Genomic DNA, 14,861 nt, shown 5'->3' on the forward strand with positions numbered 1-14,861 from the left:
GCGCCAATGCGTCCCAGTGTCCGAGGGAGAGGTTAGGCTCGAAGGAGTTTTTTAGTCTCCCCAAGGAGGACGCGCATGGCCCGTATCGGTGAAAGCGCTGACCTGTTCAAGTGCTCATTCTGTGGAAAGAGCCAGAAGCAGGTGCAGCAGCTGATCGCTGGCCCCGGTGTGTACATTTGCGACGAATGCGTCGAGCTGTGCAACGAGATCATCGAAGAGCGCATGGCGGAATCCTCCGCCGACGGCGTCGCTGACTTTGAACTGCCCAAGCCACGCGAGATCTTCGCGTTCCTCGAGGAGTACGTCGTTGGGCAAGAGCCCGCGAAACGGTCTCTTGCTGTCGCCGTCTACAACCACTACAAGCGCGTGCGCGCGCACGGCACGCTTCAGCTCGCCGAGCAGAAGGCCGAAGAAGTCGAGATCGCCAAGAGCAACATTCTGCTCATCGGTCCGACTGGTTGTGGCAAGACCTACCTCGCTCAGACATTGGCGAAGCGGCTGAACGTCCCGTTCGCCGTGGCAGATGCCACTGCGCTGACCGAGGCCGGCTACGTCGGTGAGGATGTGGAGAACATCCTCCTCAAGCTCATCCAGGCCGCGGACTACGATGTGAAGCGCGCCGAGCAGGGCATCATCTACATCGACGAGATCGACAAGATCGCCCGCAAGGCCGAAAATCCTTCGATCACTCGCGATGTCTCCGGCGAGGGCGTGCAGCAGGCGCTGCTGAAGATCATTGAGGGCACGGTCGCTTCTGTTCCGCCGCAGGGCGGTCGCAAGCACCCGCACCAGGAGTTCTTGCAGATCGACACGACGAACGTGCTGTTCATCGTCGCGGGTGCCTTCTCTGGCCTGGAAGACATCGTCTCGGCGCGTGTCGGAAAGCACGGTATCGGCTTCGGCGCCCCGCTACAGGACAAATCCAAGGATCTTGATCTATTCGGCGAGGTTCTGCCTGAAGACCTGCACAAGTTCGGTCTGATCCCGGAGTTCATCGGACGACTGCCCATCGTTGCGTCGGTTTCTCCGCTGGATCAGGATGCGCTGATGGAGATTCTCACTGCCCCTCGCAACGCCCTGGTGAAGCAGTACCAGCGCATGTTTGAGATCGACGGTGTGGAGCTTGAGTTCGAGGAGGACGCGCTTCGATCTATCGCCGACCTCGCGGTGGAGCGAAAGACTGGTGCACGTGGCCTGCGCGCCATCCTTGAAGACGTGCTCGGTCCGATCATGTTTGAGATCCCGTCTGCTGAAGACGTGAAGAAGGTCGTAGTCACGCGTGCGGCCGTCGATGAAGGCGCGCCACCGACCATAGTGATGGAGCGCAAGCGCAAGAGCGCTTAGGGCCAGAGGTCAGAATGCAGGTTTTCAGGAGCCTGGTTCTGATCGGTGGCGTGTGTGTTCTCGCCGTAGCTGCGACCGTGGTCGTAGTTAGCGTCGACGTGGCCGCTTCTCGCGATGGAAACGCCATTGCGGAGAAGAGTGTTGTCGCAACTGCGGACGCGCTCACGAGTGCCTTCGGTTATCAGACGGAAGCGACAGACGCGGAGAGCATCGCGGCCGAGCGTTTTCGGTCATCTTCGACAGAAGTCCAGCCAGTGCGGTGGAGCGGGTCGACGGAGACCGGCGATGAAGCGATCATCGACATCCGGATCAGGTCGGATGTGGAGGCGAAGAGGTCCCAGGAGGTTTTCGGCCAGTGGAACTCGGCGGGAACAGCCGAGCGCTGCTACCGATTCACGCTGGCGCTGCACACCGAGGTGCAACGCGAAGATCTGGACTGCGATGAGTTGCCGCAGCGTGTGCCCGCACCGACGGCTGCCCCGAAGCCTGCGCTTCCCGCCGACACGGCAGAGATGATAGAAGCGGTGTTGCTGCAGTCTGACGCACAGAGTCTTTCAGACGAGCTTCGCGACGCTTTCCCCGAGGCAGACGTCACTGTCGATGTGACGTCGACGGACGACGGAGAACTGGTCGCTGCAGTCGGCATCGCGGCCGTGCGCGACTGCGTCGTGATGGTGCGAGGTGCCGACGGTTTGGTGTTCCGGGCGTCGTTTGATCGAATCTCGCTGGAGCCAGGGGAGCTGGGGTGCAGCGTGCGACTGTACACGGCGCCATTCCTGTGATGGTTCGGACTTCCGGGCGCTGCGTCTGAGGTGCGCTCTATAGTGACGCCATGCGAAGCTTCCAGATCTCGATTCCTGACGACGCGATCGTCGATCTGCACGAGCGGCTCTCTCGCTCGCGCCTGTTGCCCGACTCGCCGCGACACCCGGAGGCGGGGATGTCGGCGGAGTATCTCCGGACGCTGGTGGACAGCTGGCTGGAGTTCGACTGGCGTGCACGCGAGGAATGGCTGAACCAGCATCCGCAGTTCATCGCGGATGTCGACGGCACCGACATCCACTTCGTCCATCTGCGATCCGAACGCCCTGATGCTCCGGCGCTGCTGGTGATGCACGGGTGGCCGCACACCTTCGCGCTCCAGCTCGAGTTCGCCCGGCTGCTTCCGGACTTCGATGTGATCGTTCCGAGTATGCCTGGCTTCGCCTTCTCCGCACCGTACGACGGAACCATGACGGAGAGCGTGATGGCGCGACTGATGCATACGCTGATGACCGACGTGCTCGGCTATAAGCGGTATCTCACATACGGCGAGGACATCTCGGCCAATGTGAGCGACCTGATCGCATCGTCTTACCCCGACCAGGTGCACGGCATCTTCGCCACCCACTCGCACTTCGGTACCGACGACGAGCGTGCGGCCATCGAAGATCCAGAAGCACGAGCGTTCTTCGACCGGTTGGCGGCGAGCGGTGGGCCGGACGGCGCTTACGGTCACGTGCAGGGCACCCGCCCTGACACTCTCGCCGCGGGGCTGAACGATTCCCCTGCAGGCCTCATCGCGTGGATCGCAGAGAAGCTCGTGGAATGGAGTGACACACCGACAGATCAGCCGGAGTTGCTCGAACGCAAGATCTCGCGGGAACGCATCCTCACTGAGGCGATGATCTATTGGGCGACGCAGAGCATCGCCACGTCATTCAGGCGATACTTCGATACCGGTGAAGATGAGCGCATACGGCCGGTCGAGGTGCCCGCGGCTGTCGCGATCCAGCGGCACGAACACGATTATCCCGAGAGTGTCGCTCGGAGCTTCTACCGCGACCTGCGCTCTTTTGATCGGCTGCCGGAGGGCGGGCACTTCACGGTCGCCGAGGTACCGCAGGAGATGGCGACGCGGATGCGCGACTTCGCGCGGGAGCTCGGGTTGCTCGCCTAAACGTGGGGCATGAGCTGCCGTGCGCACGCGTCGCTCGGAGATGTGCACGATCTTCGGGGACATTCGGCGAGTTGCTCCGAAGATGACGCACTTCTCCGATTGAAGCGCTCAGCAGGACGTAGAACGAGCCGTCGCGGTGGGGCGTGAACGCATGAGTGTGAGACGAATATCCCTCGTGGCACACTTGCTGGCATGAGAGCCATTCGTTCGCAGTTGCTCTTCTCGGTAGGAGTGCTGCTTCCACTGTTCGTCTGCGTAGGGTGCGCTGTCGGCGCAGGCTCGACCCCTCCGACCAGCGCAACGGACGATTCCGCCGTCGCCTACGAGTGCAACGAACGCACGGTTGACGCAGCACGATACAACGCCGATGTGCGCGCCGACGAGCTCACTGGCGACGCCGCAGCCGCGCTCGCCTCCGTCGTAGACGGCTTGGGTGCCAGTGCCGCGCCCGAGAACCTCAGTGAGTGGGTGGTGACGGCTGAGAGTTCCACGAGCATCACCCTGCTTCGGCGGTACGGCGCGATCGATGATGCCGGCGCAGACCACGAGGTGCTCGAGTTCGAGAAGATGCGCGCCCTGCCGGCGACAGGAGAGGAGGGGTGGATGCTCACGAGCAGTGCATCGTGCGCGCTCGCGATCGACCCCGCTCCGCTCACACCAGCCGAGGTGAACCTTGATCCGGCCGCGCTGCCGGACCCTGACTCTGCTCAGCTGACTCTGCTTGTCACCGAACGCGCCTGCAACAGCGGGATGGATGCGGCAGGGCGGGTCGAACTGATCGCCCTGGAGGAGACCGAGGGCGCGGTGATCGTCCATATCGCCGTGCGACCGGACAGCGATGACGTAGCGACCTGCCAGAGTAACCCGCCGACACCGTTCATCGTGAAGCTGGAGTCACCGCTGGGTGAGCGAGCGGTCGTGGACGGTGCATTGATCGTTCCGCGTCCACTCGACGCACTGGAGCCGTTGGGCGGGTGAGGGGCGCCGAGCAGAACGCTCGTCGGAACGCTCAGCGAAGCGCGGGCACCCACTCGGCGATGAGGAGTCTGTCGGCGTCGTCTGACCAGATCGTTGATCGAGTGATCGTGAAGCTGTGAGCGGCCGCTGTCGCCGTCAGTTGATCCAACGACTCGAAAGGCTGATGGTCGGCCGGATACATGTGCGTCTTGCGCGGCGCGCCCCCTCGGCCGGCTGCGAGAAATGTCGCAGAGACGATCCGGCCGTGCGGCCGCAGGACTCTGCGCCACTCCGCCAGCGCGCCGGATGTGTCCGGAATCACGTGCAGCCCCGTGACACAGGTGATGAGGTCAGCTGAGGCGTGGACGAGCGGCAGGTCCGCGGCATCCGCCTCGATGAACACCGCCGACGGTGGCTGAGCTCGTGCGACCGCCAGCATGCCCTGCGAGACATCGATCCCGGTGAGTGCGAGTGCGGGGGAGCGCTGGCTCAGCGCGCGCAGGACGAGCCCTGTACCTGTGGCAATGTCGAGCACCTCTTCGACATCTGTCAGATCGGCGAAGTCAGCGACAGCGACCGCGACAGCACGATGCATCGTGCTGTCATCGTAGGTCGATGACCGCGCGTCGAATGTACGGCTGATGGCGCTGAGTCGCTCGTCGTTCATCAGCCTCCGAGCCCGCGGCGCTTCAGCAGTGGAGCGATGTCGGCGTCGCGGCCACGGAAATCACGGTATGCCTCCAGAGGATCCTTCGATCCGCCGACGCCCAGCAGACGGGCACGGAAACGGTCGCCGTTTTCGCGCGTGAGACCGCCATTCTCGCGGAACCACTCGACGGTGTCTGCATCGAGTACTTCGCTCCAGATGTACGAGTAGTACCCCGCGCTGTAACCGCCTGAGAACACGTGGGCGAAGTAGGTGGAGGAGTAGCGCGTTGGAACAGCCGGGTTGTCGAGACCGATCTCCGCGAGCGCCGCAGCTTCGAATGCGGCGACGTCGGTCATCGAAGAATCCGTGCCCACCCGATGCCACGCCTGATCCAGCCATGCCGCAGCCAGGTACTCACTCGTGTCATGACCCTGGTTGAACGTCTCAGTTGCGCGCAAGCGCTCCACGATCGCGGCATCCAGCGGTTCGCCGGTCTCAAAGTGACGTGCGTAGTTGTCGAGAACCTGAGGCCAGAGAATCCACATCTCGTTGACCTGGCTGGGGAACTCCACGAAGTCACGGAACACGTTCGTGCCAGCGAAGTGGGGGTAATTGACCGTAGCGAACAGCCCGTGCAGCGCATGACCGAACTCATGGAACAGCGTCGTCACCTCATCAAGCGTGAGAAGCGTCGGCTGCCCGTCGCCCGGCTGCGACACGTTGAGATTGTTCACCACGACCGGCGCCGTGCCGCGGAGCGCGGACTGGCTGACGATCGGATTCATCCACGCACCGCCGCGCTTGGAATCTCGCGTGTACAGATCGAGAACGTAGAGTCCGAGCGCACTGCCACCGGGGTTGTGTACCTCGAACACGCGAGCGCCCGGGTGGTAGGCGACGAGGTCGTCGCGCTCAGTGAAAGTGACGCCATAGAGCTGCGTTGCAGCGTAGAACACGCCGTCTTGCAACACCCGCTCGGCCTCGAACCAGGGGCGTAGTGCGGCCGTGTCGATGTCGTACTGTGCCGTACGCACCTTCTCGGTGTAGAAGGCCCAGTCGTGCGCCTCGAGGGCAAACGGCTCCGATTCTGTCGCATCGATGATCGACTGCAGCGCTGCCTGCTCGGCGCGCGCGTTGGATGCTGCGGCCGGTGCAAGACGGTGCACGAGGTCAGATACGGCTTCGGGTGTTCCTGCCGTCTCGTCGGCTGTGACGTAAGCCGCGTGGGACGAGTATCCGAGCAGCGCCGCGCGCTCGGCGCGCAGCACGACAATCTCGCTCAGCACAGTGCGGTTGTCATTGGCGTTGCCTCGCGCTGCTCGGGCGCGTGATGCATCCATGATGCGCTGGCGGCTCTTGCGATTCGTGAGGGATGCCAGATATGGATGCCCCGTGAACAACGGCAGTGAGATCAGAAAGCCGCCTACGTGGCTTCGGTCTGTTGCAGCGCGTGCTGCGGCGGACAGCTCGCCGTCCGTCAAGCCATTGAGCTCCTCAGCGCTTTCGAAGTACACGGCGAGATCGTTGGTGTCGGCGAGCAGATTCTTCTCGAACGTGGTTGTCAGCGTCGACAGTTGCTGGTTCAGGGCGGTCAAGCGGACCTTGGCCTCGTCGTCGAGCGCAGCACCGGCATGTGTCATCTCTCGGAAGTGACGCTCAACCAGGTACTTGCTCTCCGCGTCGAGCTCGAGTTGGTCTAGCTGCTCGTGGAGGGTCTTGACTCGCCAATACAACTCAGAGTTCAAGCGGATGGCGTCCTCGTGCGCAGCCATCAGTGGCGCAAGCTCCTCATCAATCGCCTGGATCTCGTCCGTGGCATCCGCTGAGCTCACGGTGTAGAACGCATGCGCGACGGCGTCGAGAAGGGCGCCGGACTGCTCCAGTGCGACCATCGTGTTCTCGAGTGTGGGCATCGACCGCGCCATCGTGATGCGCCTGATCTCGGCGAGGTGCTCGTCGAATGCAGCCCGGAAGGCGGGCACATAGTGCTCCGGCCGGATCGCGGCGTAGTCCGGGAGTGCGTAGGGGAGAGCGGATGGCGTCAGGAGCGGGTTCACGGCATCGGTCATGGAATGAGCCTAAGGGGCGATCCGAGAAAAAGATTGACACCGCGGCATCCGGATCACACAATGATGAAAACACTTTCGTAATAGTTATGAAAGCTGATTAGAAATTGAGGTCTAGGTGTCGGCAATCGACGTTAAGCTCATCGCCCTGTGCTTGGCGAGCCTCCGCGAGCGGGATCGTGCGACGATCTCGGATCTTGCCGAGAGCACCGGTCTGTCGCGACCCACGGTGACCGCAGCGCTCGGAGCGTTGATGGAATCCGGGCTCGTGATCGAGCACGAGGCACGTGGAGCATCCGGCCGTCCGGCACGCACCTTTTCGCCCATCGCGGGCTCGCCGGTCATCGTGGGCATCGATCTGACCCGCAGTGCGGTGCGGATCGTGGTCGCGGATCGCAACGGTCGCTCCCTCGGTCGTCAGGATTCAGAGGTCGCGCCGCCGACCACGGCCAAGCCGAGCCTCGCCCCGGTTCGTGCGCTGCTGCAGCAGACGCTGGAGCGCATCGGCCGCCGGCCATCCGACGTGGTCGTGATCGGTATAGCTGTCGCCGGTCTCATCGATGAAGAAGGAATCTTGATCTCCGCGCCGCAGATCATCGACTGGTCGGGCAAGAACCTCGTAGAGATGTTCACCGCGTACTTCGGCGCGCCGGTGGTCGTCGACAACGATCTGTCGCTCGCCGCCGAGGCAGAATCTCGCAACGGTGCGCTCACGGATGCGGACACCGGCGTTTACGCCCTCACCTGGCATCACGTGTCGGCGCGTGTTACGGCGGCAGGGCATGTTCTCCGCGGGCGCCGTGGGCGCGCGGGCGAGGTCGGTCTGCTCCGCGCCTTCAGTAACGTCGAGGTTCCCCCTGGGCTGCTGCTCGACGCGGTGCCTCAAGTCGCAGCACAACTGCGGCGACTGCGCGACGATCCAGCCGACCTGCGCGGCCGCGCGGCGCTGGACGCGCTGAGCGCGGCGATGACGCCCGCGATGGCCGCCCTGCTGCTCACCGTCGATCCCGACGTCATCGTCCTCGGCGGAGAGCTCGGCGAGTTCGCCGACATCCTTGCAGGGCCCCTCGCCGAAGGCATCCGTACAGCGGTCACCGGCATCGAAGCGGGACCTCGCCTCATCAGAGGCGGCGAACTGGGTGCGGATGCCGCAGCGCTCGGCGCCCTCGGCCTCGCCTTCCAGAAGCATTCCCACCGCATCTACGGGGTACCGGATGTTCCGGCGCCCATTCTCACCATCGATCCGGAGCACGAACAGATGACCAGCGAGACCGTCCCCGAGACGTCCCCCTTCCGAGCAGCAGTGATCGGCATCGGCGCCCGTGCCGGGGTCGCCCTGCACGTTCAGACCGTCGGCGGAACGATCGTCGCCGCAGTCGATCCGGACCCGCGAACCCATGAGCGCGCCGTCAAGCTCTTCGGAGATGTCCCGGTGTTCGCCTCGGTCACCGAACTCATCGCCTCTGGTATCGAGGTGGATGGCGCCTTCGTGACCTCGCCGGACTTCACGCATGCGGACGTCACGGTTGAACTTCTCGAAGCAGGTATCGCCGCCTACATCGAGAAGCCGTTGGCGATCTCGATCGAAGATGCCGACCGGATCCTTGAGGCCGGATACCGCACCGGCACCAAGGTGTACGTCGGCCACAACATGCGCCACATGCAGGTCGTCCGGATGATGAAGGACATCGTTGACCGCGGCGAGATCGGCGAGGTCAAGGCCATCTGGTGCCGCCACTTCGTCGGGCACGGTGGCGACTACTACTTCAAAGACTGGCACGCCGAGCGCGACAAGGCGATGAGTCTGCTGCTGCAGAAGGGTGCGCACGACATCGATGTGATGCACTGGATCGCGGGGACCCCCACCCGGTCTGTGGTCGGCGTCGGTGACCTCGCGGTGTACGGAGATGTGCAATCGCGTAGGGACAACTCCGATCGGCGCATGGGCGACTGGTTCTCGATGTCGAACTACCCGCCCACTGCACAGCAGGACCTCAACCCGGTCATCGACGTTGAGGACATCTCAATGATCATGATGCGCACCGACTCCGGTGTGCTGATGAGCTACCAGCAGTGCCATTTCACCCCTGACTACTGGCGCAACTACACGGTCATCGGCACCGAAGGACGCATCGAGAACTTCGACGACGACTCCGGGGGGGAAATTCGGCTGTGGAACGCACGCAGCGACTACCTCGAGAAGGGGCACGTGCGCTACCCGATCGAAGACGGCGGCGACGGCGGCCACGGCGGAGCGGACCCGCTCACGGTCGCAGAGTTTGTCGAGTTCGTCCGCAACGGCACGCCGACCCAGACCAACCCGGTCGCGGCACGCGACGCGGTCGCCGCCGGTGTCGGGGGTGCGCTGTCGATCCGATCGTCCTCTCAGCCCTTCGAGATCCCCCGGATTCCGGAGGAGTTGCTCGATTACTACGCCGCGCATCAGCCGGCTCGACGCTGATGCTGCGTTACTCGCTGCGGCGCATTCTGATGATGGTCCCGACCCTCATCGGGTCGACCTTCCTCGTTTACCTGCTGGTCTTCCTGATCCCCGGCGACCCCGTGCTCGCGCTGGCGGGTGGAGAGAAGCGTCTCTCGGATTCCACGATCGCTTCGATCCGCGCGCAGTACAACCTGGATGACCCCTTCCTGGTGCAGTACGGGAAGTACCTGTGGAACGTGCTGCACGGCGACTTCGGGCGCGATTTCAACGGCAATGAGGTGTCGACTCTCATCGCGACCGCGTTGCCATACACCGTGGTCCTCGCGCTGACGGCGTTCGCGCTCAAGCTCGTCATCGGTGTGTGCCTCGGCGTGTGGGCCGGACTTCGTCAGGGCAAGTTCCCTGACAAGTTCAATCTGTTCTTCACGATCTTCTTCCTGGCAGTGCCGGGCTTCATCATCGCCTATTTCTCGCAGTACATCTTCGGGATAAAACTGCACTGGCTCCCTATATCGGGGGTGCGGATGGGGTTCCCGCTCGCGTTCATCATGCCCGCCGTCGTGCTGGCTCTGGAGACGGCATCTCCGTTGGCGCGATTGAGCCGCACCAGCCTCGTGGACGTGCTGCGCTCGGACTACATCGTCACGGCGACGGCGAAGGGGATCAGTCCGCAGCGGATTATGTGGGTGCACGCACTGCGTAACGCCTTCATGCCGGTGGTGACATATCTCGGGTTGAGTCTCGCCGCGCTGCTCGGCGGATCGGTCCTGATCGAGACGATCTTCAACCTTCCCGGTCTCGGCGGCACACTCGCCCGGGCGATCGACACGCAGAACGGGCCGGTCGTCGTCGGCGTCTCCGTCTTCATGCTGCTGTTCTTCCTGGTCGCGGCTCTCGTCGTCGATCTGCTGTATCCGATCATCGACCCGAGGGTGCGCCATGTCTGAGTCCACCACCGCTCTGATCACGGCAAGGGCCAGGCGGGGCCGTCCTCGCAGCGGTCTGCGCAACCTCTGGAAGAGTCCGTTCTTCGACATCGCAGCGTTCATCATCATCGTGGTGGCGCTAATGGCGCTCGTGCCCGGTCTTTTCACTCAGATCGATCCGCGCGACTGCGATCTGTCGATGTCGCGCGTCGGCCCGGAAGCCGGCCACATCATGGGCTTCGACATTCAGGGCTGTGACTACTGGTCGAACATCGTCTATGGCGCCAGGACGTCTCTCGAAGTCGGCGTGTTCACTGCGGCGATCACTTTCGTCATCGCACTCATTGCGGGTTCGCTGGCCGGCTACTTCGGCGGAGTCGTGGACTCGGTGATCTCGTGGATCTCGAACGTGATCCTCGGGATCCCGGTCGGAATCGCCAGCCTGGTGATCCTTTACCAGTTCCGCTCGCGGACAGTGTGGACGATCGTGCTCGTGCTCGTCCTGTTCAGCTGGGCCGGGACCATGCGCTACATGCGCAGCTCCGTCATGCAGGTGAGGAACCTGGAATACATCCAGGCCGCGCGGGGATTGGGGGTCGGGCCGTGGCGAATCCTCCGCTCCCATGTGATCCCCAACGCAGTGACCCCGCTGATTGTGATGACCACCCTGTCGGTTGGCGCAGGGATGGCCGCGGAAGCGGGCTTCTCGATCCTCGGGGTCGGTCTGAAGCTCCCTGCGTTCTCCTGGGGCATCCAGATCGCCCTCGCCAGCCAGGACGGGAACTGGCAGATCGCTCCGCTGCTGATGTTCTTCCCCGCCCTGATGCTTGGTCTCACCACGCTCGCATTCGTCGTGCTCGGCGAGAGCCTGCGTGACGCCCTCGATCCGAAGGCCCGCCGATGACCGCCCTCCTCGAAGTTCAGAACCTGTCACTCGAATTCCGTTCGCAGGGATCGGCCCCGATCACCGCGTTGCAGAATGTCAGCTTCACCGTCGACAGGGGCGAGACGCTCGCCGTCCTCGGAGAGTCTGGATCGGGAAAGAGCATCACGGCGAAGGCGATCATGGGAATCCTGCCCAAGCCCGCGTCGAGGATCACCGGTGGTCGCATCATGTTCGACGGCGATGACTTGCTCACCCTCTCGCCTGCGAAGCTGCGCACCGTACAGGGCGCCCGCATCGCGATGGTGTTCCAGGACGCGCTCAGCGCACTCAATCCGGTGCAGACGGTCGCGACGCAGATCGCGGAACTCTACCGGGTGCATCAGCGCATGAGCAGGAAGCACGCGCTTACCGCTGCCATCGAGATGATGCGTGCCGTGCGCATCCCTGACGCCGCGAGTCGCGCGAACGATTACCCGTTTCAGTTCTCCGGTGGCATGCGCCAGCGCATCATGATCGCGATGGCACTGGCGCTGGATCCTGATGTGCTGATTGCCGATGAGCCGACGACCGCGCTCGACGCGACCGTGCAGGCGCAGATCCTGGATCTGCTGGGATCGATCACCGCGGAGCGCAGGATGGCGTTGCTGATGATCACCCACGACCTCGGTGTCGCAGGCCAGCTCGCCGACCGTGCGCTGGTCATGTACGCAGGGCGGGTCGCCGAGTCGGGGCCGATCGGTCCGATGTTCGACAACCCGGCCCACCCGTACACCAAAGGACTGCTGGGGTCGATCCCGAGCGCCGCGCATCGAGGTGGCGATTTGCCGACCATTCAGGGACTTCCGCCGGACATCGGGCTGCGGCCACCTGGCTGCAGCTTCAACCCGCGCTGCGGATACGCGACGGACGAGTGCCGTTCCGAGACACCGCAGCTGGTGTCGTTCTCGACGGACAGGGCGGCCGCATGCCACCACAAGGAGGAGGTGCTCGCCGATGTCACTGTTGGAGCTTGATTCCATTCGCCGCTTTTACAAGCAGAAGCACACGCTTTTGTCTCGGGCGTCGCGCGCGCCGATCCGTGCCGTCGACGGCGTTGACTTCGTCGTCGAAGAGGGAGAGACGGTCGGGCTGGTCGGCGAGTCCGGGTGCGGCAAGTCGACCCTCGCCCGCATCATCTGCGGTCTCGAGGAGCCGAGTGAGGGGAGCGTTAGATGGAACGGCTCTGACGTGGGGGAAATGTCCCGCTCCGAGCGCAAGACGTTGCTGCATCGCGAGGTGCAGATGGTGTTTCAGGACCCGCACGCCTCGCTCGATCCTCGTCGATCCGTCGGCCAGTCGATAGCCGAGGGGATCACGACCCACGCGCTGCTTCCGGCCGCGAGGATCGACGCCCGCGTCGGCGAACTGCTCATCCAGGTGGGCCTCAACCCCGACCACGCGCATCGCTTCCCGCACGAGTTCTCCGGCGGCCAACTGCAGCGCATCGGCATCGCTCGCGCGCTAGCCGTCGAACCGAAACTGCTCGTGTGTGACGAACCGGTCTCGGCGTTGGATATCTCAGTGCGCGCTCAGGTGCTGAATCTGCTCAATCGCCTCAAGCGTGAGCTCGGGCTGTCGATTGTGTTCATCGCCCATGATCTGGATGTCGTGCAGCACATGTCCGACCGCATCGTAACGATGTACCTCGGGAAGATCGTTGAGGAAGGCGACTGCGACGACGTCTACAGCGCGACAGCGCACCCGTACACTCGTGCGCTGCTCTCCGCCATTCCTCGCAAGCTCGCTCCGAACGAGCATCTCGAGCGCGTGGTGCTCGAGGGCGACCCGCCGTCGCCGATCGATCCTCCGGCAGGATGCCCGTTCCACACCCGCTGCTACACCGCGGTGGAGAGGTGTTCCACAGAGGTACCCCCGCTCGTCGCAGTCCCCGGTGGAGCATCAACGCACAAAGCATCCTGTCATCTCTCCGAACAGATCGCGCTCTCCCGCGTCGGTATGGTCTCCACGATCAAATTCACTTCCTCCCCCTCTGAAAGGAACGACTCATGACCCGTACGAGTAGTCGCATCGTGGTCGGCGCCATCGCCGTCACCGCGAGCGCCATGATGCTGACCGGCTGTCTCGGCCAACCCGCCGACAGTGACTCCGCCGACGGTACGTCCTTCGTCGCCGTCAACAACGGCGAGATCGGCCGCATCACCGGGGCGCAGAACCCCGGCAGCCAGATCGGCATGGCGCTGTGCGAGCCGCTGACCGGCATCGAAGAGGACGGCAGCGTGTTCATGCGCGGCGCCGAGTCCGTCGAGAGCGATGATCAGGTGACCTGGACGGTGAAGGTAGCGGACGGCCGGACATTCTCTGACGGCACGGAGATCACCGCGCAGACCTATGTAGACACGTTCAACTTCGTCGGGGCTGGCGCCAATGCGATGCCCTCCAACTACGCATACGGTCCGATCAAGGGGTACGAAGAACTCAATCTTGCCGATGGGGAAGCTACCGCGACGGAATTCTCCGGCATCACCGTCGTGGATGAGCGCACCTTCACGATCGAGATGTCGTCGCCGAACAACGACGTGCCGTTCATCCTCTCGCAGCTGGCGTTCTGCCCGATGCCGGAGAGTGCCTTCGCCGACCCGCTCGCGTACGACAAGGATCCGATCGGAAACGGCGTCTACGTGCTGGAGTCGCTCGACCCGCAGGTGGAGGCGGTCCTTAGGAAGGACCCGAACTACCAGGGCTGGGTGCCAGATGGCGCGGCGGACGAGATGACCTTCCGGGTGTACACCGACACCAACACCTCGTATCAGGATGTCGTGGCCGGAAATGCGGATGTGCTCCGCAGTCTGCCCCCTGGACTGATCGCGCAGGGTCGGAACGCCCTGGGCGATGCGGGTCTGACGGCCATCGATCGCAACACGCTGCAGACGTACTTCACCTGGCCGACGTATCTGGACGAGGCATTCCCCATCGAGGTGCGCCAGGCGTTCTCGATGATCGTCGACCGCGAGAGCATCTCGACGGATCTGTTCAAGGATGCAACCGTGCCGGCGGGCTCACTGATGCCCAACTCCGTCTCGGCCTACCGTGAAGACGCGTGCGGCCAGTACTGCTCCTTTGACCCCGACGCGGCGAAGGCACTCATCGAGGAGTCCGGTTTCACGGGAACCATTCCGCTCAACTACTCCTCGGCCAACACCACTGATGCTGCGACAGCGCTCGCTATCTCGAACTCGGCCAAGGAGATCGGTCTCGACGTCGAGCCGAAGCCGGTCCCAGCAGCGGCGCTCTCGGAGACGATCAACGCCTACGAGTTGGACGGCCCCGTCATCCAGCTGTGGGGCTCGTCCTTCCCTGCCGCGTCCGAGTGGATCGCGTCCGTGCACGTGGACGCGAACTATCGTCTGCAATATGACGACCCCGAGGGTGTCGCCCTGGTGAATGCCGCGCTCGCCGCAGGCACGACCGAGGAAGCCGACGTGCTCTGGCAGCAGGCGGAGGATCGTATCCTCGCCGACCAGGTCATCCAGCCGCTGTACCAGCAGGTGATGTACATCGCCCACACCGAGTGCGTCACCCCGCACGCGGCCGGTGGCGACATGCAGATCTACCGCACCGAGGTCACCTGCTCCTGAGCAGGCCCGTACTAAC

General features: G+C 63.7%; 12 protein-coding genes. 10 read left to right on the forward strand and 2 right to left on the reverse strand.

The window, feature by feature from the left end; all coding sequences use genetic code 11:
• Window positions 1-75 precede the first annotated feature (75 nt).
• The 4 genes from clpX to AC1C2Q_RS16640 all read left to right on the forward strand — a co-directional run bounded on the left by clpX (window position 76) and on the right by AC1C2Q_RS16640 (window position 4,261).
• Complete coding sequence (gene clpX / locus AC1C2Q_RS16625; protein WP_495428543.1) at window positions 76-1,344, forward strand: ATP-dependent Clp protease ATP-binding subunit ClpX; 1,269 nt, start codon at window positions 76-78, stop codon at window positions 1,342-1,344.
• A 14-nt stretch (window positions 1,345-1,358) separates the two neighbouring features.
• Window positions 1,359-2,126: a hypothetical protein gene (locus AC1C2Q_RS16630; protein ID WP_495451031.1), complete on the forward strand. Its 768-nt coding sequence runs from the start codon at window positions 1,359-1,361 to the stop codon at window positions 2,124-2,126.
• Window positions 2,127-2,176: 50 nt separating this feature from the next.
• On the forward strand, window positions 2,177-3,283 hold the full coding sequence (locus AC1C2Q_RS16635) for an epoxide hydrolase family protein (RefSeq protein ID WP_495451032.1): 1,107 nt from the start codon (window positions 2,177-2,179) through the stop codon (window positions 3,281-3,283).
• A gap of 192 nt (window positions 3,284-3,475) precedes the next feature.
• Window positions 3,476-4,261, forward strand: a complete 786-nt coding sequence (locus AC1C2Q_RS16640; protein ID WP_495451033.1) for a hypothetical protein — start codon at window positions 3,476-3,478, stop codon at window positions 4,259-4,261.
• A 31-nt stretch (window positions 4,262-4,292) separates the two neighbouring features.
• Here AC1C2Q_RS16640 and AC1C2Q_RS16645 read toward each other — a convergent pair whose 3' ends face one another.
• Together AC1C2Q_RS16645 and AC1C2Q_RS16650 are read right to left on the reverse strand one after the other, a co-directional pair.
• On the reverse strand, window positions 4,293-4,907 hold the full coding sequence (locus tag AC1C2Q_RS16645; RefSeq protein WP_495451034.1) for a class I SAM-dependent methyltransferase: 615 nt from the start codon (window positions 4,905-4,907) through the stop codon (window positions 4,293-4,295).
• Window positions 4,907-6,958 carry a M3 family metallopeptidase gene (locus AC1C2Q_RS16650; protein WP_495451035.1) on the reverse strand — a complete coding sequence of 684 codons (2,052 nt, stop codon included), beginning with the start codon at window positions 6,956-6,958 and terminating at the stop codon, window positions 4,907-4,909. Before AC1C2Q_RS16650 ends, AC1C2Q_RS16645 begins: the two co-directional genes overlap by 1 nt.
• A gap of 115 nt (window positions 6,959-7,073) precedes the next feature.
• Here AC1C2Q_RS16650 and AC1C2Q_RS16655 point away from each other — a divergent pair, with 115 nt between their 5' ends.
• From AC1C2Q_RS16655 to AC1C2Q_RS16680, 6 genes are read left to right on the forward strand one after another with little or no spacing between them, the layout of a single operon-like run.
• On the forward strand, window positions 7,074-9,416 hold the full coding sequence (locus AC1C2Q_RS16655; protein ID WP_495451036.1) for an ROK family protein: 2,343 nt from the start codon (window positions 7,074-7,076) through the stop codon (window positions 9,414-9,416).
• Window positions 9,416-10,345 carry an ABC transporter permease gene (locus AC1C2Q_RS16660; protein ID WP_495428551.1) on the forward strand — a complete coding sequence of 310 codons (930 nt, stop codon included), beginning with the start codon at window positions 9,416-9,418 and terminating at the stop codon, window positions 10,343-10,345. Before AC1C2Q_RS16655 ends, AC1C2Q_RS16660 begins: the two co-directional genes overlap by 1 nt.
• Window positions 10,338-11,228, forward strand: a complete 891-nt coding sequence (locus tag AC1C2Q_RS16665; protein ID WP_495451037.1) for an ABC transporter permease — start codon at window positions 10,338-10,340, stop codon at window positions 11,226-11,228. Before AC1C2Q_RS16660 ends, AC1C2Q_RS16665 begins: the two co-directional genes overlap by 8 nt.
• Entirely contained in the window at window positions 11,225-12,223 is a 999-nt protein-coding gene (locus AC1C2Q_RS16670; protein ID WP_495428553.1) for an ABC transporter ATP-binding protein, read from the forward strand. Before AC1C2Q_RS16665 ends, AC1C2Q_RS16670 begins: the two co-directional genes overlap by 4 nt.
• On the forward strand, window positions 12,204-13,259 hold the full coding sequence (locus AC1C2Q_RS16675; RefSeq protein WP_495451038.1) for an ABC transporter ATP-binding protein: 1,056 nt from the start codon (window positions 12,204-12,206) through the stop codon (window positions 13,257-13,259). Before AC1C2Q_RS16670 ends, AC1C2Q_RS16675 begins: the two co-directional genes overlap by 20 nt.
• Window positions 13,256-14,845 carry a peptide ABC transporter substrate-binding protein gene (locus AC1C2Q_RS16680; protein ID WP_495451039.1) on the forward strand — a complete coding sequence of 530 codons (1,590 nt, stop codon included), beginning with the start codon at window positions 13,256-13,258 and terminating at the stop codon, window positions 14,843-14,845. The genes AC1C2Q_RS16675 and AC1C2Q_RS16680 overlap by 4 nt, the downstream gene beginning before the upstream one ends.
• The last annotated feature ends 16 nt before the right edge of the window (window positions 14,846-14,861 follow it).

This window comes from Microbacterium sp. Y356, from assembly GCF_059445355.1.

Coding starts and splice junctions, on each gene's coding strand:
- AC1C2Q_RS16640 (WP_495451033.1), top strand. CDS start 3,476: ATGAGAGCCATTCGTTCGCAGTTGCTCTTCTCGGTAGGAGTGCTGCTT.
- AC1C2Q_RS16670 (WP_495428553.1), top strand. CDS start 11,225: ATGACCGCCCTCCTCGAAGTTCAGAACCTGTCACTCGAATTCCGTTCG.
- AC1C2Q_RS16680 (WP_495451039.1), top strand. CDS start 13,256: ATGACCCGTACGAGTAGTCGCATCGTGGTCGGCGCCATCGCCGTCACC.
- AC1C2Q_RS16665 (WP_495451037.1), top strand. CDS start 10,338: ATGTCTGAGTCCACCACCGCTCTGATCACGGCAAGGGCCAGGCGGGGC.
- AC1C2Q_RS16645 (WP_495451034.1), bottom strand. CDS start 4,907: ATGAACGACGAGCGACTCAGCGCCATCAGCCGTACATTCGACGCGCGG.
- AC1C2Q_RS16650 (WP_495451035.1), bottom strand. CDS start 6,958: ATGACCGATGCCGTGAACCCGCTCCTGACGCCATCCGCTCTCCCCTAC.
- AC1C2Q_RS16675 (WP_495451038.1), top strand. CDS start 12,204: ATGTCACTGTTGGAGCTTGATTCCATTCGCCGCTTTTACAAGCAGAAG.
- AC1C2Q_RS16660 (WP_495428551.1), top strand. CDS start 9,416: ATGCTGCGTTACTCGCTGCGGCGCATTCTGATGATGGTCCCGACCCTC.
- clpX (WP_495428543.1), top strand. CDS start 76: ATGGCCCGTATCGGTGAAAGCGCTGACCTGTTCAAGTGCTCATTCTGT.
- AC1C2Q_RS16630 (WP_495451031.1), top strand. CDS start 1,359: ATGCAGGTTTTCAGGAGCCTGGTTCTGATCGGTGGCGTGTGTGTTCTC.
- AC1C2Q_RS16635 (WP_495451032.1), top strand. CDS start 2,177: ATGCGAAGCTTCCAGATCTCGATTCCTGACGACGCGATCGTCGATCTG.